The 23,087-nt window shown below is 41.4% G+C and carries 20 protein-coding genes; 16 read left to right on the top strand and 4 right to left on the bottom strand.

What is annotated here, in order from left to right:
* The first annotated feature begins 26 nt into the window (after nucleotides 1-26).
* The 4 genes from BMX56_RS26245 to bioB all read left to right on the top strand — a co-directional run bounded on the left by BMX56_RS26245 (nucleotide 27) and on the right by bioB (nucleotide 4,314).
* Entirely contained in the window at nucleotides 27-917 is an 891-nt protein-coding gene (locus tag BMX56_RS26245) for a transporter (protein ID WP_090652683.1), read from the top strand.
* Between the two features lie 71 nt (nucleotides 918-988).
* Nucleotides 989-1,603 carry an IMPACT family protein gene (locus BMX56_RS26240; RefSeq protein WP_177183929.1) on the top strand — a complete coding sequence of 205 codons (615 nt, stop codon included), beginning with the start codon at nucleotides 989-991 and terminating at the stop codon, nucleotides 1,601-1,603.
* A 296-nt stretch (nucleotides 1,604-1,899) separates the two neighbouring features.
* Entirely contained in the window at nucleotides 1,900-3,255 is a 1,356-nt protein-coding gene (gene mgtE, locus BMX56_RS26235) for a magnesium transporter (protein ID WP_090652681.1), read from the top strand.
* 57 nt (nucleotides 3,256-3,312) lie between these two features.
* Nucleotides 3,313-4,314, top strand: a complete 1,002-nt coding sequence (gene bioB / locus BMX56_RS26230) for a biotin synthase BioB (protein ID WP_090652680.1) — start codon at nucleotides 3,313-3,315, stop codon at nucleotides 4,312-4,314.
* An 87-nt stretch (nucleotides 4,315-4,401) separates the two neighbouring features.
* On the opposite strand, the gene BMX56_RS26225 is transcribed toward bioB, so the two are convergent.
* Nucleotides 4,402-5,238 carry a KilA-N domain-containing protein gene (locus BMX56_RS26225; protein WP_090652679.1) on the bottom strand — a complete coding sequence of 279 codons (837 nt, stop codon included), beginning with the start codon at nucleotides 5,236-5,238 and terminating at the stop codon, nucleotides 4,402-4,404.
* A 19-nt stretch (nucleotides 5,239-5,257) separates the two neighbouring features.
* Nucleotides 5,258-5,749: a YajQ family cyclic di-GMP-binding protein gene (locus BMX56_RS26220; protein ID WP_090652678.1), complete on the bottom strand. Its 492-nt coding sequence runs from the start codon at nucleotides 5,747-5,749 to the stop codon at nucleotides 5,258-5,260.
* Between the two features lie 187 nt (nucleotides 5,750-5,936).
* On the opposite strand from BMX56_RS26220, the gene ppk1 reads away from it, so the two are divergent.
* From ppk1 to BMX56_RS26180, 8 genes are all read left to right on the top strand, one after another.
* Nucleotides 5,937-7,982: a polyphosphate kinase 1 gene (gene ppk1 / locus BMX56_RS26215; RefSeq protein ID WP_090652677.1), complete on the top strand. Its 2,046-nt coding sequence runs from the start codon at nucleotides 5,937-5,939 to the stop codon at nucleotides 7,980-7,982.
* A gap of 1 nt (nucleotide 7,983) precedes the next feature.
* Nucleotides 7,984-8,862 (top strand): Ppx/GppA phosphatase family protein, encoded by an 879-nt coding sequence (locus BMX56_RS26210; protein ID WP_090652676.1) that lies wholly within the window; start codon nucleotides 7,984-7,986, stop codon nucleotides 8,860-8,862.
* A gap of 169 nt (nucleotides 8,863-9,031) precedes the next feature.
* Entirely contained in the window at nucleotides 9,032-9,595 is a 564-nt protein-coding gene (locus BMX56_RS26205; RefSeq protein ID WP_177183928.1) for a UbiX family flavin prenyltransferase, read from the top strand.
* A gap of 81 nt (nucleotides 9,596-9,676) precedes the next feature.
* Entirely contained in the window at nucleotides 9,677-10,015 is a 339-nt protein-coding gene (locus BMX56_RS26200; protein ID WP_090652675.1) for an NINE protein, read from the top strand.
* A 129-nt stretch (nucleotides 10,016-10,144) separates the two neighbouring features.
* Nucleotides 10,145-11,464: a tRNA (N(6)-L-threonylcarbamoyladenosine(37)-C(2))-methylthiotransferase MtaB gene (gene mtaB, locus BMX56_RS26195; RefSeq protein WP_090652674.1), complete on the top strand. Its 1,320-nt coding sequence runs from the start codon at nucleotides 10,145-10,147 to the stop codon at nucleotides 11,462-11,464.
* Nucleotides 11,465-11,493: 29 nt separating this feature from the next.
* On the top strand, nucleotides 11,494-12,660 hold the full coding sequence (locus BMX56_RS26190; RefSeq protein ID WP_090652673.1) for a prolipoprotein diacylglyceryl transferase: 1,167 nt from the start codon (nucleotides 11,494-11,496) through the stop codon (nucleotides 12,658-12,660).
* Nucleotides 12,653-13,138, top strand: a complete 486-nt coding sequence (locus BMX56_RS26185; protein WP_090652672.1) for a GtrA family protein — start codon at nucleotides 12,653-12,655, stop codon at nucleotides 13,136-13,138. The genes BMX56_RS26190 and BMX56_RS26185 overlap by 8 nt, the downstream gene beginning before the upstream one ends.
* Nucleotides 13,104-13,895, top strand: a complete 792-nt coding sequence (locus tag BMX56_RS26180; RefSeq protein WP_090652671.1) for an inositol monophosphatase family protein — start codon at nucleotides 13,104-13,106, stop codon at nucleotides 13,893-13,895. The genes BMX56_RS26185 and BMX56_RS26180 overlap by 35 nt, the downstream gene beginning before the upstream one ends.
* A 195-nt stretch (nucleotides 13,896-14,090) precedes the next feature.
* Here the strand turns inward: BMX56_RS26180 and BMX56_RS26175 are convergent, their stop codons facing one another.
* Both BMX56_RS26175 and purB read right to left on the bottom strand, forming a co-directional pair.
* A complete protein-coding gene (locus BMX56_RS26175) occupies nucleotides 14,091-14,642 on the bottom strand; it encodes a NifU family protein (protein ID WP_090652670.1) in 552 nt (183 codons plus the stop codon).
* Nucleotides 14,643-14,826: 184 nt separating this feature from the next.
* Nucleotides 14,827-16,173, bottom strand: a complete 1,347-nt coding sequence (gene purB / locus BMX56_RS26170) for an adenylosuccinate lyase (protein ID WP_090652757.1) — start codon at nucleotides 16,171-16,173, stop codon at nucleotides 14,827-14,829.
* Between the two features lie 229 nt (nucleotides 16,174-16,402).
* Here purB and BMX56_RS26165 point away from each other — a divergent pair, with 229 nt between their 5' ends.
* The 4 genes from BMX56_RS26165 to BMX56_RS26150 all read left to right on the top strand — a co-directional run bounded on the left by BMX56_RS26165 (nucleotide 16,403) and on the right by BMX56_RS26150 (nucleotide 23,039).
* On the top strand, nucleotides 16,403-17,014 hold the full coding sequence (locus tag BMX56_RS26165; RefSeq protein ID WP_090652669.1) for a TetR/AcrR family transcriptional regulator: 612 nt from the start codon (nucleotides 16,403-16,405) through the stop codon (nucleotides 17,012-17,014).
* Nucleotides 17,015-17,101: 87 nt separating this feature from the next.
* On the top strand, nucleotides 17,102-18,451 hold the full coding sequence (locus BMX56_RS26160) for a TolC family protein (RefSeq protein WP_090652668.1): 1,350 nt from the start codon (nucleotides 17,102-17,104) through the stop codon (nucleotides 18,449-18,451).
* A gap of 32 nt (nucleotides 18,452-18,483) precedes the next feature.
* Entirely contained in the window at nucleotides 18,484-19,596 is a 1,113-nt protein-coding gene (locus BMX56_RS26155) for an efflux RND transporter periplasmic adaptor subunit (protein ID WP_090652667.1), read from the top strand.
* A 26-nt stretch (nucleotides 19,597-19,622) separates the two neighbouring features.
* Nucleotides 19,623-23,039: an efflux RND transporter permease subunit gene (locus BMX56_RS26150; protein ID WP_090652666.1), complete on the top strand. Its 3,417-nt coding sequence runs from the start codon at nucleotides 19,623-19,625 to the stop codon at nucleotides 23,037-23,039.
* The last annotated feature ends 48 nt before the right edge of the window (nucleotides 23,040-23,087 follow it).

Here is a 23,087-nt window from a genome sequence, read left to right as displayed (position 1 = left end):
CTTGACTCTACTACACACCACCAATTATGCTATTTGTTTTTTTAAGTATTTGTTGTAGTGTTATTGTGTCGGTTATGCTTAAGCTGGCCAAAAGGTACCACATTGACGTTTACCAGGCGGTAACCTGGAATTATTCGATGGCCATTATGCTTACCTGGCTTTTTTACAGGCCATCGCTTGCAGGCCTGCAAAATACACCTGTATTTAATTACCTGGCGCTTGGAGTTTTATTTCCCTCTGTGTTTTTGGTTATGGCTGCATCGGTGCGCAGGGCTGGTATTGTACGTACAGATGTTGCGCAGCGTTTGTCGCTGTTTATTCCCATTATATCGGCCTTTTTGATATTTGGCGAGGCTTCAAATACAATAAAGATCATTGGTATCGCCTTGGCGTTTATTGCCATATTTTGTACAATTCCATGGCAAAAAACAACGGGCAGGCCTAATCATAAAAATACAGAAAAGGGTTCTTGGACCTATCTGCTTATTGTTTTCCTGGGGTTCGGAATTATAGATGTATTGCTGAAGCAGATCACTAAAGTTAACAGCGTGCCTTTTACTACAGCCATTTTTATTGTCTTTATTCTTGCGTTTACGTTGTCGTTTATCGGTTTGTTATACCAGGTGTTCACAAAAAAAATGCGTTTCTCATGGCCGCATATACTCATTGGCTGGGTATTGGGTTTGTTTAATTTTGGTAATATTCTTTTTTATCTGAAGGCGCACAAAGCCCTGGCAAATAACCCGTCATCGGTGTTTTCGTCAATGAATATTGGGGTTATTGTTGTAGGAGCCCTGGTAGGTATGCTTGTATTTAGAGAGAAATTAAGCACACTTAACAAAATAGGACTATTGGTAGCTATATTGGCTATTGTTATTATTTATTTCCCGCAAACATTAGGCTTTTTGCATTTGTAATTTAATGTTGTACTCATGAATGGCTTTTCAATGCTTTCCGCTTTAAGCCTTCAGCTTTTAGCTCCTAAATAATGCTTTTTGACGACACCTATCAAACCATCGAAAAACCGACCGAAAGTATATTCCGGGATAGGGGCAGCAAGTTCCTGGGGTTTGCTTATCCCATCAGCTCCGATAATGATATTAAAGGTATCGTAGCCAAATTAAAAGCCGAACACCCCAAAGCCAACCACCATTGCTGGGCCATGCGCCTGGGTACCGATAGGTCTGTTTACCGGGTGAATGACGACGGCGAACCATCGGGCACCGCCGGCCGGCCGATACTAAATATCCTGCTGTCAAAAGATGTTACCAATATCCTGGTGGTTGTAGTGCGTTATTTTGGGGGTACGCTGCTTGGCGTACCAGGGTTAATTAACGCCTACAAGGTAGCTACAGAAGAAGCCCTGAAGCTGGCTACCATCATCCAAAAAACGGTGAATGATATTTACACCATTAAGTTTGATTACCTGCAGATGAATGATGTGATGCGGATTATCAAAGAAGAGAATCTTCAGGTGCTTGAACAGCAGTTTGATAACGATTGTAGCATGCAGCTGTCTATCCGCAAAATGCAGGTGGAGCAGGTTCTGGGTAAATTAGGAAAGCTAGCCGGGTTAAAGGCGAAGTATGATTATAGTTTGTAGCCTCTTCAACGTCATGGGGTAGTGGAAAAATTTCGCGAAATTCTGAAGGGAGACTGACATTCAAAAATAAAAGACTGTCATCCTGAGGTACGAAAGGATCTATTCGCGAACTTTTCTATCGATGATACATGCCTGATAGATCCTTCGTGCCTCAGGATGACAGGAAAATTGAATATGTCTTGGTGAGCCTGTCGAACCATAGCGGGCAAAGGCCTCACTTTTAGCTTGTGAGTTTACCTCGATTTAACCTCATTTTAATGTCGTAATTGCGGCATAAATGTTTATTTTCGTCGGATATGCAATCTTTTGACTTAGATAAAACCGATCTCCTCCGCATCAAAACGGCTCTTGAGGCCGATGACGCTGAATTAGAGAAAGTTCTGAAGGAATATCACGCCTCGGAGATTGCTTTATTGTTTGAACAACTTGAGCAGGAGGACAAGGAAAGGATCATCAATATCCTGCCGACTGACGTTGCATCCGAAGTTTTATCCGAAATGGATGAGGAGCACAGCCCCGGCGAACTGCTCCTGAACCTCCACCCTGAAAAAAGAACCGAAATAGTTGAAGAGCTGGATTATGACGATGCAACCGACATTATATCCCAGCTTGATGAAGACGAGCAGCAGGAAATATTAGAAGATATTGATGCCGATGATGCCAGCAGCATCCGCGCGCTTTTGAACTATGCCGAAGATACGGCCGGCGGTTTGATGAACTCCGAACTCATCAAAGTAAATATCCGGCTGGATAAAAAGGAGGCACTGGACGAGATCATTCGCCAATCGGAAGAGATGGAGGAGTTTTACACCATTTACGTGGTTGACGATGCCGACACCTTGCAAGGCATCCTCTCGATAAAAGATGTTATAAAAGCCCATGCGGATGCCAAAGTGAGCGACCTGGTAAAACGCGACCCTGTATATGTAAGGGCCGAGCTTGACCAGGAAGAGGTTGCCCGCCTGATATCGCAATACAATTTAACAACCATCCCGGTTGTTGATGACCATATGAAGCTGCTTGGCCGGGTTACCGTTGATGATATCATCGACGTAATGGAGCAGGAAAATACCGAAGATATATTAAAGATTTCGGGTGTATCTGAAGACGAGGAATTGAGCGGTAACTGGAAAGATGCCGTAAAAAGTCGTTTGCCATGGCTGGTTATTAACCTGGCCACTGCTTACCTGGCCGCATCGGTGATCAGGCATTTTGACGATACCGTTTCCCAGGTGAAAGGCATAGCCGCTTACATGACCATTATAGCAGGTATGGGCGGTAATGCAGCCACGCAGGCCCTTGCGGTAACAGTCAGGCGTATATCGTTAAGTAACCTTACCGATAGCCAGGCCTATAATACAGTATTAAAAGAATTTTTAGTAGGCATGCTTAACGGGGCCGCCAACGGACTGGTTGTTTTTTGCATCGCCCTGTTTTATGATGCCAACCCCATGCTTGGTCTCGTCTTGTTTTTAGCCATGACAGGAAACCTCATCATCGCGGGTATTACCGGGGCATCTATACCGCTGGTATTGAAAAGGGTGGGGATAGATCCGGCGGTGGCTTCGTCTATTATTATTACCACCTTTACTGATTGCGCCGGGTTTTTATTGCCCTTGTACCTGGCTACCAGGCTTTTGTTGAAGCATTAAGCGTTACTGGCGTTTTATACGATATTATTATAAATTTGAACCATCAAAATTTGAGATATGACTGAAGTAAGATACGACTGGACAAAAGAAGAAATAGCCGAAATATACCATACCCCATTACTCGACCTGGTTTACCGCGCGGCAACCGTACACCGCGAAAATAAAGATTACGCCGAAGTACAGATCAGCTCGCTGATTTCTATTAAAACCGGCGGCTGTTCTGAAGATTGCGCTTACTGCCCACAGGCTGCCCGTTATAATACCGGTGTAGATGTACATGCCATGATGCCTAAAGATGAGGTTATTGCTGCTGCCGAAAAAGCAAAAGCCGGTGGCGCATCGCGTTTATGCATGGGTGCCGCCTGGCGCGAAGTGCGCGATAACCGCGATTTTGATAAAGTGATTGACATGGTAAAGGCTGTTAATAGCCTTGATATGGAGGTATGCTGTACACTGGGTATGCTTACCGAGAGCCAGGCGCAACGATTGGCAGATGCCGGCTTGTATGCTTATAACCATAATTTAGATACATCTGAAGAAGATTATAAGCGTATTATCACCACCCGCACTTATGACGACAGGTTAAATACCCTTAAAAACGTACGTAAAGCGAAAATTACAGTTTGCAGCGGTGGCATAGTTGGTTTAGGCGAAACCGTTGAAGACAGGATCTCGATGCTGAAAACATTGTCAAACCTGCCCAAGCACCCCGAATCGGTACCTATCAATGCTTTGGTGCCCATAGCTGGTACACCACTGGCCGATCAGCCCCGCGTACCTATCTGGGATATGGTAAGGATGATTGCTACCGCCCGTATTATTATGCCACGTTCGGTAGTGCGGTTATCTGCCGGCCGTACCGAAATGAGTACTGTTGAGCAGGCTTTTTGCTTTATGGCAGGCGCCAGTTCTATTTTTGCAGGTGAAAAGCTTTTAACCACACCAAATCCCTCATTTGATACCGATATGGCTATGTTTGAACTGCTTGGCCTTACACCACGCAAAGCCTTCAAAAACGGCCGCCCAAATGAAGTTAAAGAAATGGAAGCAGCGGGGTAGTTGCTTGCCGTTTTAAACAAGAAAGGCGCAATTAATGCGCCTTTCTTGTTTTTAGAGAAATAAGAAGTTTACTATCTGAAAGAGTATTTATTTTTCGTCATCCAGTTTTTTTAAATTCGAATTACCTGTTAATGATCTCAATTGTTGAATTGCAATTTGATTTAATTTTTTTAGTCTTTCGCCTTGCGTTAAATTCATCCTTATAAATTCAGAGTTCATGCTTTCCATATTGGCCAATATCAATAGCTGCTCGATAGAACTGTGATCTCTAATATTGCCTTCTGAATTTTTATTTTTATCCCGCCATTGTTTAGCCGTTAATCCAAATAATGCTACATTTAATATATCCGCCTCATTGGCGTAAATATGTTGTATTTGCTCTTTTGTTATATCGGGAGGGATTATATTTTCCTTTATAGCATCTGTATGGATACGGTAGTTTACTTTGGCAAGCGTGCGATTTAAGTTCCAGTTTAATGATAGCCTATTATTTTCATCATTTTTTAGACGCTGAAATTCTTTGATCAGGTAAAGTTTAAATTCCGGGCTAAGCCATGAACCAAATTCAAATGCAAGATCACGATGTGCATATGTTCCGCCTCCATACCTGCCTGCCTTTGATTGGATGCCTATTGCTGAGGTTGCGTCTATCCATTTTTTGGGCGTCAGCCTGAAGCTATTAAGGCCTGCTTCTTTTTTAAAGGTGTCGAATTCGACACCTTTAAAATGGGGATTGTGAATTTGTTCCCATATCCCAAGAAATTCCACAGTGTTACGGTTGCGCATCCAATTATATATCAAATCATCGCCACCGAACTTATTAGCCATATCAGTGAGTGATATGTAGTCGTCCTCTTTCAAAGAAACAACAGTTATTTCTGTTCCCTGAACGTTAATGGTTGACTTCTTACCTTTTGTCGACATGGATATGATTTTATTTCCCTTAATCCCTCATATTAATAAACTGCAACGGCTGGCCAAAGTTTTCACTGCGGCATAGGCTGATCACCGCTTGCAGGTCGTCAATTTTTTTGCCTTGTACACGTACCTGGTCGTCCATGATAGAGGCTTGCACCTTAAGGCCGCTGTCTTTTATCTTTTTAACCAGTTTTTTGGATGTTTCTTTGTCGATACCTTCTTTAACCTTTATCTCCTTGCGGATCATGTTGCCCGACGCATATTGCTCTTTACCAAAATCAAGCGCGCTTGAATCCAGGTGTTGTTTCACCATGCGGCCGATGATGGAATCCTGGATAGCTTTAAGGCGCATCTCATTTTCGGTAACAATGGTTATTTCATTGTTTTTTTTATCCAGGTCGATAGTGCTTTTTGAATCGTTAAAATCGTACCGGTTAAGTATTTCTTTTTTAGCGGTATTGATGGCGTTATCAAGCGTTTGTCCATCTATTTTGCTTACTATATCAAATGTTGGCATAAGTAAAAGAGTTTATAATGTTTACAAAACTAATGTATTGTAAACATTTACACAGCTCCATTATCAATTTGTTTACATGGCACACTAAATAATAATCATTAAAAACAGGTTTTATGTAGATGAGTTAATATTAAATTAACAAATAAATAAGCAGTTTTGTACACGTGGCCTAAGGGGCACAAATTTTATGGATAAACAACCACCATTAATTAACAGGGAAATAAGCTGGTTATATTTTAACGACAGGGTTTTGCAGGAAGCTGCCGATCCAACTGTGCCCTTAATTGAGCGGGTGCGCTTTTTGGCTATATTTTCATCAAACCTTGATGAGTTTTATAGGGTGAGGGTGGCTACGATGACACGGCTTGCCGCTTTAAACGAAAAATCGAAAGAAATATTAGGCTATAATCCTAAAAAGCTCCTTAACCAAATCAAGAATATAGTTGTAAGGCAGGAGCGTAAGTTTAATAACCTGTATGAAAACATTATTGTTAAACAGCTTGCTGAAGAAAAGATATTTATCCTGAATGACAAACAGCTTAACGTAAGCCGCGGGGCGTTCGTTAAAAATTATTTCAGGGAAAAACTGCTGGCCACTTTGGTGCCCATTATGCTTGATGATAGCCTGCCGCTACCCGAACTGCGCGACCGGGCTATTTACTTTTTTGTAAAGCTTACCAAAAATAAAAAAACGCGTTATGCGCTGATTGAGTTTCCGGACAGTTTGTCAAGATTTGTTGTGTTGCCCGAAACCAACAATCTGAAATTTATTATACTGCTGGATGATATTATAAGGTACAGCCTGGAAGATATATTTTTCATTTTTGAGCACGACAGCATCGAAGCATATTCCTTACAGCTTACCCGCGACGCTGAACTTGACCTGGATAAGGAAGTGAGCGGCAAATTCATAGATGCATTATCAAAAAGCCTTCAAAAACGCAAAAAGGGTACACCAATGCGTTTGCTTTACGATACCGAAATGCCCATGGATATGCTAAAATACCTGGTAACTAAAATGGGGCTACACGGGGAAAGCCTTATACCCGGTAACAGGTACCACAACTTCAAGAATTTTATTTCATTCCCAAATGTAGGCAGCCCCGACCTGGAATTTGTTAAATATCCGGCTTTGCCCGTAGAAGATCTTTCGTTTGGTAAAAGCTTGCTGGGCCTTATCGCGAAAAAGGACTATATGGTGAGCACCCCATATCAATCTTATGACTACATTATCCACTTTTTGCGTGAGGCGGCTATCGATCCAAAAGTTAAAGAGATAAGCATTGCAGTTTACCGGTTGGCCGAAAATTCAAGAATTGTACACGCGTTGGTAAATGCGGCCAAAAACGGTAAAAAGGTAAACTGTTTGGTTGAATTGCGGGCAAGGTTTGATGAGCAGAATAACATATTTTGGAGCAACAGGCTTGAAGAGGAGGGCGTAAATGTACTTTACGGTATAGCAGGCTACAAAGTGCACTCCAAGATATGCCTGGTTAGCCGCCTGGAAAAGCAAAAGATTGTGCATTATGCCTGTTTATCAACCGGGAACTTTAACGAAAAGACGGCCAGGATATATGCCGATCATACACTGTTTACGGTAAACAAAAAAATAACCGACGATTTGGATGTTGTATTTAGATCGCTCAAGAGGAACACCTTGCCCAAAGGACTGAAAACCTTGATCGTATCGCCCATTGATTCCAGGCCGGCTATTTACAAACTGATAGATACCGAGATAAAAAATGCGAAGGCGGGCAAAAAGGCCTACATGATACTAAAAATGAACAGCCTTGCCGATGAAGGCCTTATCAATAAACTTTACCAGGCAAGTAACGCGGGTGTTAAAATAAAAATGATCATCAGGGGTATGTGCTGCCTTGTGCCGGGAGTGAAGGGATTCAGTGAGAATATTGAAGTGATAAGTATCGTGGATAAGTACCTGGAGCATGCCCGCGTACACATTTATTGTAACGGGGGAGACGAATTGATTTACCTTACTTCGGCAGATTTTATGAGCCGCAATATTGATACCCGGGTTGAAGTTGGTTTCCCGATTTTAGACGAGCGTTTAAAAAAGGAAGTTAAAGATATCATTAACATTCAATTGCATGATAATACCAAGGCTCGCGAAATAAATAGTGCCAACAGCAATAAATACCACAAAACCAACGCGGCCGAATCGCACCGGGCGCAAATTGAGATATACAATTACCTGAAAACTAAAAACAAATAAGTTGAGATACGCAGCTATAGATATTGGTTCAAACGCAGTAAGACTGCTTATTGCCGATATTATTGAAAATCACGGTTCCTTTTCGTTCAAAAAAAATACGTTGATCCGGGTGCCTTTACGCCTGGGCGATGACGCTTTTATCCAACACAGTATTTCGGATAAAAAAGCTGCCGATCTGGTAAAATCAATGAGCGCTTTTCGCAATTTAATGGATGTTTACAAGGTAACCCATTACCTGGCCTATGCCACATCGGCTATGCGCGAAGCTACCAACGGTGAGGATGTGGTTAAACTGATTAAGGAACAAGCTAATATCGACCTGGAGATTATTCATGGTTCCAAAGAAGCCAAGGTGATTTACGCCAGCCATGCCGAGCAAACCATTGATAAAAGCAAAAGTTATTTATACATTGATGTTGGCGGCGGTAGTACCGAGCTTTCTTTGTTTTCGGCAGGTGAGTTAATGGCCTCCAAATCGTTCAATATTGGCACTATCCGTATTCTGGACAACCAGGATACCGAAGAAACCTGGGATGAAATGAAGGAGTTTATCCGCGAACATACGCGTGGCTATAAACAGTTGCTGGGTATTGGTACAGGTGGCAATATTAATAAACTGCACCGTTTAGCGGAGGAAGGAGACGAGACCCCAATGGCTTTTGCCAAGCTAAAATCATTGTATACTTACCTTAATTCGTTCTCGCTTAAAGATCGCATTAACGTGCTTGGTTTAAACCAGGATAGGGCTGATGTTATTATTCCGGCCTGCGAAATTTATTTGACGGTTATGAAAAATGCGGGGATAAAACAAATATACGTACCCCGTGTAGGCATGGTTGACGGTATAATTCAAACCTTAATAGATACGAATTTATCTTAACAAAAAGATAACGTAAAAATATTTTTACAAATTTGCTTTATAATATAAAAACTGTTAGTACATTTGTAGTGCCCTCTCAAGGGCATGTTTTTCATAGGTAGATGTAGGGTCGGGTACTTGTATTCGACCCTTTTTTGTGCCCGTATTTTTGGATTGTTGGAGAGATATAATGAAGAAGAAGATTGTAGTTGCCATCACCGGCGCCAGCGGCGCTATTTATGCCCACCTGTTATTAAAAAAGTTAAACCAGCTAAAAGATCAAATTGCCGAAGTTGCCGTTGTGATGTCGGATAACGCGAAAGATGTTTGGCGCTTTGAGTTAGGGAACGACGATTACAGCAAGCAAAACTATAAGTTTTATGCCAAAAACGATTTTATGGCGCCCTTTGCCTCCGGGTCGGCAAAGTTTGATACCATGGTAATTGTGCCGTGTTCTATGGGTACCCTGGGACGCATAGCAGGAGGAATATCTGACGATTTGATAAGCCGCGCTGCCGATGTAATATTGAAGGAACGCCGCAAACTTATCCTTGTTGCACGTGATACCCCTTTTAACCTTATTCACATTCGCAATATGGCCACTGTTACCGAGGCCGGGGGGATTATTTGCCCCGCCATACCATCATACTACAGCAAACCACAAACTATCGAGGAACTGGCGATGACGGTAGTGAACCGTGTTGTTGACCTCATAGGCTTGCAGAACGAAAGCTATGAGTGGATGGGGATATAATTATCATTAGATGTTTTTGTAGACTTAAAGGAAAATGTTTACCTTGGTTAAGCCAAAATTAAACTCCGGTTCACCCGAATAATGAAATCTAAGTCGACTGCATACACTTTATGTTTTTTTTTAGGTGTATTGGGTGCGCACAAGTTTTATCTCAATAAAACAGGCGTTGGTATGCTTTATTTTTTTACGCTTGGCTTGGCTGGCATCGGGTGGATTATCGATCTGTTTACCCTGGGCAGCCAGGTAGATGCCTGTAATGCTTTAATCAAACGGCGTTCTGTTGTTAATGCGCCCGATTACCGTAGCGCTGCTACGCAGCCAAGCCTATCAGAGCAATTACATAAACTTCATATGCTAAAAGAAAAAGGTATAATAAGCGATGAAGAATACGCCCGGCTAAAGAGCAAAGTATTAGCATAAGCTGCTTTTAATCTCATTTTTATTAGTGCATGTTAACGGGAGGATTGGCTACAAATAATTAACCCCAAAGTAAAATCACTAATTCAGTAACTCAGTAATTCACTAATTGCTTATCTTTGCGCCCTTGCAATGAATAAGAAAGTAGCTTTTTATACCCTTGGCTGTAAGTTAAATTACTCGGAAACCTCTTCAATAGGCCGGATGTTTACCCAGGCCGGTTACGATACGGTTGAGTTTTCAAACACGCCCGACGTTTTTGTGATTAATACCTGCTCGGTAACCGAAAACGCCGACAAGAAGTGTAAAAAGATAGTTAAAGAAGCACTCAAGATATCCCCGAATGCTTACGTAACCATTGTAGGTTGCTATGCTCAGTTAAAGCCACAGGAAATTGCCGATATTCCCGGCGTTGACATGGTACTTGGCGCTGCCGAAAAATTCCAGATCATTGATCATATTACCGATCTTACTAAAAAGCCCAAAGCAGTTGTATACAACCAACCTGTGAGCGAGGCCAACCAGTTTGTACCGGCATATTCTTTTGGCGACCGTACCCGTACGTTCCTGAAAGTTCAGGATGGCTGCGATTATTCCTGTACCTTTTGCACCATCCCCCTGGCCCGCGGTGCCAGCAGAAGTGATACCATTGGCAACGTAATTGAGCAGGCCAAACAGATAAGTGCTTCGGGAGTAAAAGAAATAGTACTTACAGGTGTTAACCTGGGCGATTTCGGGATCCGCAACGGGCAACGGGAGGATAAGTTTTTTGACCTGGTTAAAGCCCTCGACGAGGTGGAGGGAATAGACCGGATCCGCATTTCCTCTATCGAACCAAACCTGCTTACCGACGAGATAATTGCTTTTGTGGCTACTTCAAAACGGTTTGTTCCCCATTTTCACATTCCGCTTCAGTCTGGTTCCGACAAAATACTCGGCCTGATGCGCCGTCGCTATAAACGCGATTTGTATGTAAACCGTGTGGCCAAAATAAAAGAACTGATGCCCGATTGCTGCATCGGCGTTGATGTTATTGTAGGTTTCCCCGGCGAAACACGTGAAGATTTTATTGATACCTATAATTTTTTAAACGATCTGAACGTTTCATACCTGCACGTATTTACTTACTCCGAAAGGGAAAATACCCTGGCCGCCGAAATGAAAGGCGCAGTACCTGGTTCAACCCGGGCGGATAGAAGTAAAATGCTGCACATATTGTCCGATAAGAAACGCCGGGCTTTTTACGAAACCCAGTTGGGTAAAACCGATGAGGTTTTATTTGAAGGTGACATAAAAGATGGCTTTATGCACGGCTTTACCCGCAATTATGTAAAGGTAAAGGCCAAATACGACCCTATATTGGTAAACGAATTGAAAAAGGTTTGCTTAACAAATATTTCACCGGATGGTGATGTCGAAATAACAGAAGGCGAAGAAATATTAGTTCATTAAAACGCTATCTTCGCTTCAAAATACAACCTATGTTTCCAACCATAACATCGCTTCTGCAATATCTTTTCGGTTTTAACTTTCCGTTGCCTATACAAACATTTGGTTTTTTTGTGGCTATAGCTTTTATGGCAGCATACTGGGCCTTTGTTCAGGAATTTAAACGGAAAGAGAAGCTGGGAATTCTTCATTCATCAAAAAGAATGGTCATGGTTGGGCAACCTGCTTCGGCAGCCGAATTGGCCGGTAACGCTGTATTTGGTTTTATTTTAGGTTATAAATTAATCGATTCGGCATTAAATTATCACGCACTTTTAGATGATACACAGGGTTTCCTGCTGTCATTAAGAGGGAATTGGATAGGTGGCATTTTAGGCGCTGCAGCTTTTGCTTACTGGGCTTATTACGAAAGCGAAAAGCAAAAATTAGCCAAACCCGAAAACAGGGAAGTAACCGTACACCCGTACGAAATGATGGGCAGCATTTTGTTGTGGGCTGCTATATTTGGCTTTGCAGGTGCCAAGTTATTTAACGCCCTTGAAAACTGGGGCGATTTTATGAAAGACCCGGTTGGCATGCTAATAGGTTTTAGCGGCCTTACTTTTTACGGTGGCCTCATCTGCGGCGGCGCAGCAGTGTTATATATAGCCAATAAAAACGGAGTTAAGCCTTTAGATATGCTGGATATTGGCGGCCCGGGTATGATGCTGGCTTATGCATTAGGGCGTGTTGGCTGCCAAATGTCGGGCGATGGTGATTGGGGTATAGTAAACCTTGCGCCGAAACCAGGCTGGTTAAGTTGGGCACCTGATTGGGCGTGGTCTTTTAAATTCCCTCACAATGTTAATGACGAGGGCGTTCCACTGGCAAATTGCATAGGTAAATTTTGTCATGAACTGCAATACCCCGTATACCCAACATCGTTATATGAATGTATCATCTGCCTGATACTATTTGCGTTCCTGTGGAGTATCCGCAAACAGATAAAAAATTCAGGTGTGCTTTTTGGTATTTATATGATATTGGCCGGTGTTGAACGGTTTTTTATCGAACTGATACGCGTAAATACAAAATACCATGTGGCTGGTATCAGCTTTACCCAGGCCGAAATGATTTCGCTGATCATGGTTATTGGTGGTGCGTTGTTAATTGTCAACGGTTTAAAAAATAAAAAAACAGCTACGTTACAGCATGGCTAATAAAAAACAGGCTCACAAGCTGTTAAATAACCAGGTATTCAGGTTTGTACTTTCGGCTGGTGCCGGTTTTTTAGTCGATATCTCTGCCTTTTATCTTTTTTATCACAACCTGTTAGCCAGGCGCACTTATCTCATAGGTTCATACACTTTCCGTAATTCCACTTTATCGTTAGCCATCTCGTTTTTGCTTGGGGTTATAGTCAATTTCGCTATTACCCGCGCTCTTGTTTTCGCCGAATCAAAATCATCTGCTTATAAGCAGTTTTTTCGCTTTGTTGCAGTGGCTTGCGTCGGTTTTTTTGCAAACCTGGCGCTTATAAAAATTTTGATCCAGGCTTTCGGTATTTATCCTCCTGTGGCACGCATAGGTGCTGCTTTAAGCTTGTTTTTTGCAAGCTTTTTTATTCATAAGGTATTTTCATTCAGCTTATCATTACGTAAACATGCAACTCCAAAACATAACGCAACAGGTAATTGAAATAGCCAAACAGGCAGGCGATTTTATCAGGCAGGAACGCAAATCATTCAGCCCTGATAAAATTGAATACAAAGGGCTCAATGATATGGTTTCATACGTTGACCAAACAGCCGAACGGATTATTGTTGAAGGCTTGAAAAAAGTACTACCCGAATCTGGTTTCATCACCGAAGAAAAAACCACTACCATAGTGGGCGACCGGTATAACTGGATTATCGACCCCTTGGATGGCACTACCAATTTTATTCACGGCCTGCCGGCTTATTCGGTAAGTATAGCATTAAAAGAATATGATGAACTGGTAGCGGGCGTTGTGTACGAAATAAATCAGGATGAATGTTTTTACGCATGGAAAGATGCTCCGGCTTACCTGAATGGCAATGAGATTCATGTAAGCAAAAATACCACGGTAAGTACAAGTCTTATCGCTACAGGTTTCCCTTACTATGATTTTACCAAGCAGGCCCAATACATTGAACTATTTACCGAATTGATGAAAAGCAGCCACGGCCTGCGTCGCATTGGTTCGGCAGCTGTCGACCTGGTTTACACCGCCTGCGGCCGCTTTGACGCCTTTTACGAATACAACCTGAACGCCTGGGATGTAGCCGCCGGAATCGTAATTGTAAAACAGGCGGGTGGCGATATAGTAAACTTTAAAGGGGGAAGTGAAGTACTGGATACAAGGGAATTGTTGGCTAGCAATGGTATAATAACAGGGGAGATGCTAACGGCGATACAGAAATATTTCAAGTAATACACACGAATATCACTAATTGAATCGAATTTCACGGATTTTTAAAGCACAATTTTTAAAAATCAGATCAAATTGCCACAAATGCAATAGCACCAATTTATTCGAACACTGATTGTGTAATTCGAATAAATTGATGCCATTTCTGTCCTAATTCAATTCGCGAAATTCGATTCAATTAGTGAGGTTCGTGTGTAATTATAGTGCTTCAGATACCACTTCGGTAACTTCAGGAACCATGCGTTTAAGCAGGTTTTCGATGCCTGCTTTAAGCGTTATGGTTGATGACGGGCAACCGCTGCATGAGCCGCGAAGCTCGACAGTTACCACACCTTCATTAAACGAACGGTAGGAAATAGCACCACCATCCTGCTCAACAGCCGGGCGAACATAGTCATGCAATATCTGCTGAATTTTAACTTCAGTTTCAGATCCTTCGAAGTTTGTTTCTTCAGACTGCTCTTCTAATTGGATCTTCAATTCCGATTCAACCGCGCCCTTTACAAACTCTTTCATGATGGGTTCAACGTCGGCCCAGTCGCTTTCATCGGTTTTGGTGATGGTAACGAAGTTGCTGGCGAAGAAAACACCATTTACAAACGAAAATTTATATAGTTCCTTAGCGAAAGGCGATTTATCGGCGCTTTCTTTAGTAGCAAAATCGACACTGCCATTAATCAGCAACTTGTTCACAATGAACTTCATTGTTGCCGGGTTTGGCGTTGATTCGGTATATACGTTGATATTCATCGAAATTCTATTTAGATTAATTAAACAAATTTAATCACCTTTTTGATTTAAATACAATACTAAAATTGTTATGACGGGCAGATGATAGATGTGCAGATATGCAGATTTCAGATGTGCAGATGATTTGAATGGGTAGCATTATAAAAATCACTCATCTGCACATCTGTAATTTGAAATCGGCACATCAAATCCCCGTATAATTTAATGGCGTAATTTGTTTCAATTCATTTTTTACGCTATCGCTTACCTGCAAGGTATCAACAAATTCTGCGATAGTTTGAGCGTTTATCTGTTGATTGGTGCGGGTAAGGTCCTTTAATGCTTCGTATGGGTTAGGGTAGCTCTCGCGCCTTAATATAGTTTGGATAGCCTCAGCAACTACAGGCCAGTTGGCTTCCAGGTCGGCGATGATGGCGTCCTGGTTAAGTAATAGCTTGTTTAAGCCTTTGATGGTAGATTTTATGGCGATTAAAGTATGCGCTACAGGCACACCTATGTTACGTAAAACTGTTGAGTCTGTTAAATCGCGCTGTAATCTCGAAACAGGCAGTTTGGCGGCCAAGTGCTCAAACAAAGCATTGGCGATGCCTAAGTTACCCTCCGAGTTCTCAAAATCAATAGGATTAACTTTATGCGGCATGGCCGATGAGCCTACTTCGCCCGCTTTTATTTTCTGCTTAAAGTAGTTCATGGATATGTAAGTCCACATATCGCGATCAAGATCAATCAGGATATTATTGATGCGTTTTAAAGCATCGCATTGAGCGGCAAAGTTATCGTAATGCTCAATCTGGGTAGTAAACTGCGAGCGGCTCAGCCCTAATACATCATTCACAAAATGATTTCCGAAAGCTTTCCAATCCTTAGTAGGGTAAGCTATATGGTGCGCGTTGAAATTGCCTGTAGCGCCCCCAAATTTGGCCGAGTATTTTACCGATTTCAAAATCTCCAGCTGGCCTTCAAGCCGTTCCACAAAAACCTCAACCTCTTTACCAAGCCTTGTTGGCGAGGCCGGTTGCCCGTGTGTGTGCGCCAATAATGGAATATCTTTCCAATCGGCGGCATAACCCTTTAATGTATCAATTAACTGGCTGATGGCAGGGTAATAGGCGTTGTTTATAGCAAGTTTAAACGTGTAAGGGATAGCTGTATTGTTGATATCCTGCGATGTCAAACCAAAGTGGATAAACTCTTTAAATGCATCTAAACCGCCTAATTTATCAAACTCATTTTTGATAAAATACTCTACGGCTTTTACATCATGGTTGGTAATTTTCTCAATCTCCTTGATGCTTTGAGCATCGGCCTCGGTAAAGTTTTTATAAATATCGCGTAACTTTTCTACCAGATTGACATCAAAACCTTGTAACTGAGGCAAAGGATATTCCACCAATGCTATAAAATATTCAATCTCGACAAATACACGGTATTTGATCAGGGCGTATTCGGAAAAATAATCAGCAAGTTCGGCGGTGATGTTTCGGTAACGGCCATCAATTGGCGAAATTGCAGAAAGCGGAGACAAGTTCATTGAAATATAATTTTTTGCAAAGATAGGAAAATTGATATGCAGGCGGGCGAATTTGAATATTTGAAAATTTGAAGATTTGAAAATGCCAGAAAAGTTCTTCATCTTATAATTTTCAAATTCTCAAATCATCAAATTTTCAAATAAAATGAGTTTTTTGTCGTAAAAAAGTCATTTCAGTTGGAAACTTTGAAATCAAAAAATGTTTCCTTAGTTTTGACCCGGAAAGTCAATGAGTCAAATAGAAAGAATAATTGAAGGTGGCGAAGAGCTGTTTTTAAAGGCAGGCATCAAGAGCGTAACCATGGACGATATAGCCAGGCACCTGGGTATGTCGAAAAAAACCATATACCAGTTTTTTAAGGACAAAAACGAATTGGTAACAGCAATGGTTAAAAAGAAGCTGAAAGAGGATGAGGAGCAAATGATCGAGTTCATCAGTAAATCTGCCAATGTGATAGAGGAAATGATGAACATGACCAAATGCTCGGAAGATATGTTTTCGCGTATCAACCCGATAGTAATTCATGACATGCAAAAGTATCATCCTGATGCGTGGAAGGTTTTTCAGCAATTTAAAAATGAGGTTTTGATTAGCACCCTGGAAGAATTATTAACAAAAGGTATTAAACAAGGTTACATAAGACCCGAAATTGACGTAAGGATAGTTGCGCGCATGAGGGTAAACACGGTGGAACTTGGATTTAACACCACGATATTCCCGATAGCGGAGTTTAATACCTGGAAGGTGCAGGTCCAGTTTTTAGAACATTTTAACTATGGCATTTGCACCCTTAAGGGGTACAAGCTTTTAAATCAGTACAGGAACATACAGGAAGATTAATTTAATACTGCTGACATAAGGCTGTCAAAATCGGCCCGGATATTTGGGGCACAATAGATAAAAAATCACCAAACAACTATATATACAATGAAATATTTATTTTTTACGGCCACATTTTTGGGAGCCATAGCCCTTAAAAGCTATGCCCAGGAAACGCCACCTAATAATCAAACTTTTAATTTCAGCGTGCAGGACTGTGTTAATTATGCTTATGAGCACCAGAATACCGTAGTTAATGCCGGTCTTGATGTTAAAAGTGCCGAATATAAAATTAAGGAAACAACAGGCACAGGGCTGCCTCAAGTAAACGGCAGCGCATCATTTACTGATTACCTTAAGATTCCAACAAGTTTATTACCAGGCGAGTTTTTTGGAGCGCCGGGTACATTTATCCCGGTGAAATTCGGTGTAAAGTACAATTCAAACCTGGGGTTGAGTTTAACACAAAAAATATTCGACGGCAGTTATTTTGTAGGTTTAAAAGCATCAAAAACCTATAAGGAATTATCTGAGCGCAGCTACACGCGAACCAAAATTGCCGCCAATATAGCTGTAACAAAGGCTTATTACCAGGTTTTGGTTAGCGATGAACAAATTAAGCTTTATGATGCCAATATTGCACAACTAAAACAACAGGTTGATCAAACCGTGGCGCAAAACAAACAGGGCTTTGTTGAACTCATTGATGTTGACCGTATAACTGTTCAATACAATAACCTGGTAACTAATCGCGAAAATGTGGTACGCTCGCTTGCACTGAATTATCAGATGTTAAAATTCCAGATGGGTATGCCAATCGAGTTTAGCTTAACACTTAAAGATAAATTGGTTGATATTAAATTAGATAATAACGTGGCAGAATTAGGCACCGATACCGCCTTTTATCATAAGCGCATTGAATATGCTTTACAGGAAACTGATAAGAAAGTAAATGAATTGCTGCTCCAAAATAAAAAGGCAGCTTATTTACCTACGTTGAATTTTAACGGCAATTATGCGGCATCATACCAGGATAATAGTTTTGGAAATTTATATAAAAATTCTTTTCCATCGAGCTATATAGGCCTTTCATTAAACGTGCCTATTTTTAGCAGTGGCCAACGGAGTAATCAGGTAAAAGAAGCCAAAATTTCGTTAATGCAATCACAAAACAACCTGGTAGATCTAAAAAATTCGCTGAACCTGAATGCCAGGGTGGCCTCTGTCGCTTACATTAATGGTTTACAATCATTAAATAACCAAAAAGCCAATCGGGAACTGGCGCAGGAAGTTTTAAGGGTATCAAAAATAAAATATCAGCAGGGAGTAGGCTCAAGTATTGAGGTTACACAGGCACAAACCGCACTTGAAGATGCCGATAACAAATACATTCAGGGGTTATATGATGCACTGGTAAGTAAAGTTGATCTTGACCAGGCCTACGGACGAATTCAATAAAACAAAAACTAAACTCACTATATAAAAACGACATGAAAAAAATATTATACATACCGGCAGCTTTGATTCTTTTGGTGGCTGCCTGCACAAGCAAACCAAAAGATAAAAAAACGGAACTTGCCGACCTTAAAAAACAGCAGGCCGACTTAAACGCCAAGATTACCAAGCTACAAGCTGAGGTTGGCACAACAGATTCGGCTAAGACCACTGACGTAAGTACTGTGGTGTTACAGCCGTCAACTTTTACCAACTATGTACAGATACAGGGTAAAATTGATGCGCAGGATAACGTAGTAGCTTATCCGCAGGCATCGGCTATTATCACTGGTTTGTATGTAAAGGCAGGCGATCACGTACACAAAGGTCAGGTGCTGGCACAACTTGACAATAACGTTCTGTTGCAAAATATTGCGCAAACTGAAGCACAGGTTAACCTGAACCAAACACTGTATAATCGCCAAAAAAATCTGTGGGACCAAAAAATTGGCACCGAGGTTCAGTTTTTGCAGGCGCAAACTACGCTGCAAGCCAGTAAAAGGGCTTTGGCCGGGCTAAAACAACAGGCAAGTTTGTATAAGATTATATCGCCGATAAACGGAACGGTCGACCAAATGGACCTGAAACTTGGCCAGGCAATTAGCCCTGCCAACCCGGTTGGTATCCGTATTGTTAATGCCGATGCTTTAAAAGTTAAGGCGGATGTACCTGAGTCATACTCAGGTAGTGTTAATACAGGTAACGAAGTTAAAATTTTAGTGCCCGATGCAAAAGATTCACTGGTTACCAAAGTAACCTTCGCTGCTAAAGTGATTGACCCGACTTCACGCAGCTTTGGGGTAGAGGTTAAACTACCAGTACGCAAAACTTTACGCCCCAATATGACGGCCATTATACAAATCGCTAACTACACCAGGTCGAATACAATTGCAGTACCTGTAAAAGCCATTCAAAAATCGGAATCGGGCGATTATGTTTTTCTTAATCAAAATGGCATCGCCAAAAAGGTAAATGTTAAATCGGGGGCAACCTACGGTGGCCAAACGGAAATATTATCAGGATTAAAAGCCGGCGATATATTAGTTACCGAAGGCGCTACCGAAATTGAGGATGGTGATAAAATTAAGGTTTTAGAATCAGCGAAATAATTTATTAAACACTTGATCTGTCAATTATGAAAGATTCAACTAAAGAATTTGGACCCTCAAGCTGGGCCATCGACAATAAAACGGCCATATATGTACTCATATTTTTGGTTACCGTATTAGGTTTGGTAAGTTATAACAACTTGCCTAAAGAAAACTTTCCTGATATAGCACAATCGAAGGTGTTTGTTTCGACTGCATTTATAGGTCAATCGCCTCAAAACGTGGAAAACCTGGTAACACGCCAGATTGAAAAAAAGTTAAAATCGTTAAAAGGGCTTAAAAAGGTAACCTCAAACTCGGCCCAAAACATATCTTTAATAACAGCTGAGTTTAATGCTAACATCGATATCCGGGATGCCAAAATTGATGTTAAAGAGGCTGTTGATAAAGCAAAGCCGGATTTGCCGCAAAATGATAACAACCTTAAGGAATCGACCATAAGCGATATCAATGTGGCCGATCTTCCGATCCTGTACATCAATATATCAGGTAACTACGACTTGAAAAAACTAAAGGAGTACGCTGATAACTTAAAAGACGACATTGAAAGTTATAAGGAAATTTCAAAAGTTGATGAAGTAGGCGCATTAACGCCCGAGATACAGGTTAACGTGGATATGAATAAGATGACGGCAGCACAGATCAGCTTTAGCGATATCACGCAGGCTATCGGGAACGAAAATATTCTCGCATCAGTAGGTAATGTTACTACCGATGGTGTGCGCCGCAGTATCGATATCAAACAGGATTTTAAGGATGCCGATCAGGTAGCGGCTATGGCTATCCGTAACCCCAAAGGGCAGGCAGTTTATTTGCGTGATATTGCCGAGATAAAGGATTCGTTTTTGGAGCAGGAAAGTTTTGCCCGCTTAAAAACCAATGATAACGCCAACTTTAAAAATGTAATTACATTAAACGTAAGTAAAAGAGCAGGCGAAAACCTGATCCAGGCATCAGATAAGATCAATGAACTTATTAAACAAAAGCAAAAAACAGTTTTCCCTAAAGGCTTGAATATTACGGTAACTGGTGATCAGTCGGACAAAACCCGTACAACACTTAACGACCTGATAAATACAATAGTAATTGGTTTTATCCTGGTAACGGTTATCCTAATGTTTTTCATGGGTACTACCAATGCCATATTTGTAGCTTTATCGGTGCCGCTATCATGCTTTATAGCTTTTCTGATAATGCCCTGGATAGGTTTTACGCTTAACATGATTGTACTGTTCTCATTCCTGCTGGCCTTAGGTATAGTGGTGGATGATGCCATTGTGGTTATTGAAAACACACACCGCATATTTGCCAATGGAAAGGTACCCATTAAGCAGGCCGCCAAAATAGCTGCCGGCGAGGTGTTTTTGCCAGTATTCTCGGGTACCATGACCACGCTTGCCCCATTTGTACCGTTGGCATTCTGGAATAGTTTGATTGGACATTTTATGTTCTTCTTACCTATCACCCTAATTATAACCTTGCTGGCGTCACTGGTTGTTGCTTATATTATCAACCCGGTTTTCGCAGTTGATTTCATGAAACCTCATTTTGATGGTGAGCACGATCATCCCAAATTTGACCGTAAGGTAAAGCGAGCAATGATATACCTGCTTATTGCCACAGTTGTTGGTTACCTGATAAACTTTGGCATAGGTAATTTTATGGTGCTGATAATAGCACTGTATCTTTTAAATCACTTTGTGCTGTTAAAGGTTATAGACAGGTTTCAGAAAAACGCATGGCCGCGTTTTCAGCAATGGTATGCCAAATGGCTCGAGAAAGCAGTACACTTTCCTAAAACCATGTTGTTTGGTACTATGGGTTTATTTGTTTTTGCCATAGTTTTAATGAGCTTAATTGGTAAAACACCCGAGTTTTTCCCTTCTGGCGATCCTAACTTTGCCTATGTGTACATTACCATGCCGATAGGTACCGACCAGACTTATACAAACGAAGTGACCAAAAAGCTGGAGAAACGAGTGGCCGAAGTGGTTGAACCGGATAAAGACATTGTATCGTCGGTTATTTCAAACGTTACCAAAGGAGTTACAGATCCTACTGATGAAGATCAGGGAGACTATGAAAATAAAGGCAAAGTAACGGTTGCATTTGTTGAATTTGGCAAGCGTAATGGTAAAGATACAAAAGCGGTTTTAAAAAGAATCCGCGAAGCAGTTCAAGGTGTGCCAGGGGCTAAAATATCAGTAACACAGGAAAATAGCGGTCCGCCGGTACAAAAGGATATCAGTATTGAAATAATCGGTGATAACCTTGATTCCTTGGTTAAAACAGGTGATCGTTTGAAAAACTATTTGGTTAAACAAAATATCGCCGGTATCGAAAATTTAACTGCCGATGTGCAAAGTGATAAACCTACCATTGTTTTTGATGTTGACCGTGAGCGTGCTAACCGGGAAGGTATATCTTCTGGTACCATTACCCAAAATTTGGCTACCGCAATATTAGGTGCCAAAGCCGCTGATTTTAGGAATACCAAGGAAGATGATTACCAGATAAAGGTGCGTGCATTGCAGAGTCAGCGAGGGGATATCGACGCCCTTAAAAACCTTAAGGTTACTTATCGTGACATGGCAACGGGTGGTTCTATTCGCCAGGTACCCATTTCTGCATTTACTGATGTGCGGTATACAACTACCTACAGTAACATTAAACGTAAACAACAAAGGCGTGTGCTAACATTAGGATCAAACGTAATAAAACCATTTAATCCCAACGATGTTAACGCAAACATTAAATTGGCCATCAATAACTTTAAAGCGCCCGACAATGTATCTATAAGAATGGGTGGTGGACAGGAAGACCAGATGGAAGCAATGACCTTTCTGTTATCTGCACTTGGTGTATCATTTGGTTTGATATTGGTTATTTTAATGATCCAATTTAACTCTATTGGTAAAACATTTATCATTATCAGCGAGATCTTCTTTAGTATCATTGGGGTACTGCTGGGGGTAACCATATTCCACATGACGATGTCAATAGTAATGACAGGTATTGGTATCATAGCACTTGCCGGTGTGGTTGTCCGAAACGGAATCCTGCTGGTAGAATTTACCGATATGCTGATAGAACAAGGTGCAAGCGTTCACGATGCCGTAGTTGAAGCGGGCCATACCCGTATGACGCCGGTATTGTTAACCGCTACTGCAGCTATATTAGGTTTGATACCATTAGCTGTAGGTTTTAATATCGACTTTGTAGGCTTGTTCACCCACTTTGCACCACACATTCACTTTGGTGGCGATAACGTAGCCTTCTGGGGGCCATTAGCCTGGACAATGATCTTCGGCCTTGGTTTTGCTACCATCATCACCCTGATCCTGGTGCCATGTATGTACCTTATACGTTACAACCTGAAAGCACGGCTTTTTGGTAAAAAGGAAGAAAAACATGTACCGGTTTTAGAAGCAGAAGAAGTTTAACTTTTTAAACTACAAAGAATAATGGCCGCCCTGAATTTATCGGGGCGG

Origin of the sequence: Mucilaginibacter sp. OK283, from assembly GCF_900110415.1 — a bacterium.
In the GTDB taxonomy this organism is placed as follows: domain Bacteria; phylum Bacteroidota; class Bacteroidia; order Sphingobacteriales; family Sphingobacteriaceae; genus Mucilaginibacter.
Note: the sequence above shows the minus strand (reverse complement) of the source record. Positions and strands in the feature narration are given on the sequence as shown.

Excerpts from the sequence above, each read along its gene's own strand:
- BMX56_RS26225 (WP_090652679.1), bottom strand. The coding sequence starts at position 5,238 with ATGTCGACAAAAGGTAAGAAGTCAACCATTAACGTTCAGGGAACAGAA.
- BMX56_RS26150 (WP_090652666.1), top strand. The coding sequence starts at position 19,623 with ATGAAAGATTCAACTAAAGAATTTGGACCCTCAAGCTGGGCCATCGAC.
- BMX56_RS26205 (WP_177183928.1), top strand. The coding sequence starts at position 9,032 with ATGAAGAAGAAGATTGTAGTTGCCATCACCGGCGCCAGCGGCGCTATT.
- BMX56_RS26155 (WP_090652667.1), top strand. The coding sequence starts at position 18,484 with ATGAAAAAAATATTATACATACCGGCAGCTTTGATTCTTTTGGTGGCT.
- bioB (WP_090652680.1), top strand. The coding sequence starts at position 3,313 with ATGACTGAAGTAAGATACGACTGGACAAAAGAAGAAATAGCCGAAATA.
- ppk1 (WP_090652677.1), top strand. The coding sequence starts at position 5,937 with ATGGATAAACAACCACCATTAATTAACAGGGAAATAAGCTGGTTATAT.
- mgtE (WP_090652681.1), top strand. The coding sequence starts at position 1,900 with ATGCAATCTTTTGACTTAGATAAAACCGATCTCCTCCGCATCAAAACG.
- BMX56_RS26165 (WP_090652669.1), top strand. The coding sequence starts at position 16,403 with ATGAGTCAAATAGAAAGAATAATTGAAGGTGGCGAAGAGCTGTTTTTA.
- BMX56_RS26240 (WP_177183929.1), top strand. The coding sequence starts at position 989 with ATGCTTTTTGACGACACCTATCAAACCATCGAAAAACCGACCGAAAGT.
- BMX56_RS26175 (WP_090652670.1), bottom strand. The coding sequence starts at position 14,642 with ATGAATATCAACGTATATACCGAATCAACGCCAAACCCGGCAACAATG.
- purB (WP_090652757.1), bottom strand. The coding sequence starts at position 16,173 with ATGAACTTGTCTCCGCTTTCTGCAATTTCGCCAATTGATGGCCGTTAC.
- BMX56_RS26180 (WP_090652671.1), top strand. The coding sequence starts at position 13,104 with ATGCAACTCCAAAACATAACGCAACAGGTAATTGAAATAGCCAAACAG.
- BMX56_RS26245 (WP_090652683.1), top strand. The coding sequence starts at position 27 with ATGCTATTTGTTTTTTTAAGTATTTGTTGTAGTGTTATTGTGTCGGTT.
- BMX56_RS26190 (WP_090652673.1), top strand. The coding sequence starts at position 11,494 with ATGTTTCCAACCATAACATCGCTTCTGCAATATCTTTTCGGTTTTAAC.
- BMX56_RS26185 (WP_090652672.1), top strand. The coding sequence starts at position 12,653 with ATGGCTAATAAAAAACAGGCTCACAAGCTGTTAAATAACCAGGTATTC.
- BMX56_RS26160 (WP_090652668.1), top strand. The coding sequence starts at position 17,102 with ATGAAATATTTATTTTTTACGGCCACATTTTTGGGAGCCATAGCCCTT.
- mtaB (WP_090652674.1), top strand. The coding sequence starts at position 10,145 with ATGAATAAGAAAGTAGCTTTTTATACCCTTGGCTGTAAGTTAAATTAC.
- BMX56_RS26200 (WP_090652675.1), top strand. The coding sequence starts at position 9,677 with ATGAAATCTAAGTCGACTGCATACACTTTATGTTTTTTTTTAGGTGTA.
- BMX56_RS26220 (WP_090652678.1), bottom strand. The coding sequence starts at position 5,749 with ATGCCAACATTTGATATAGTAAGCAAAATAGATGGACAAACGCTTGAT.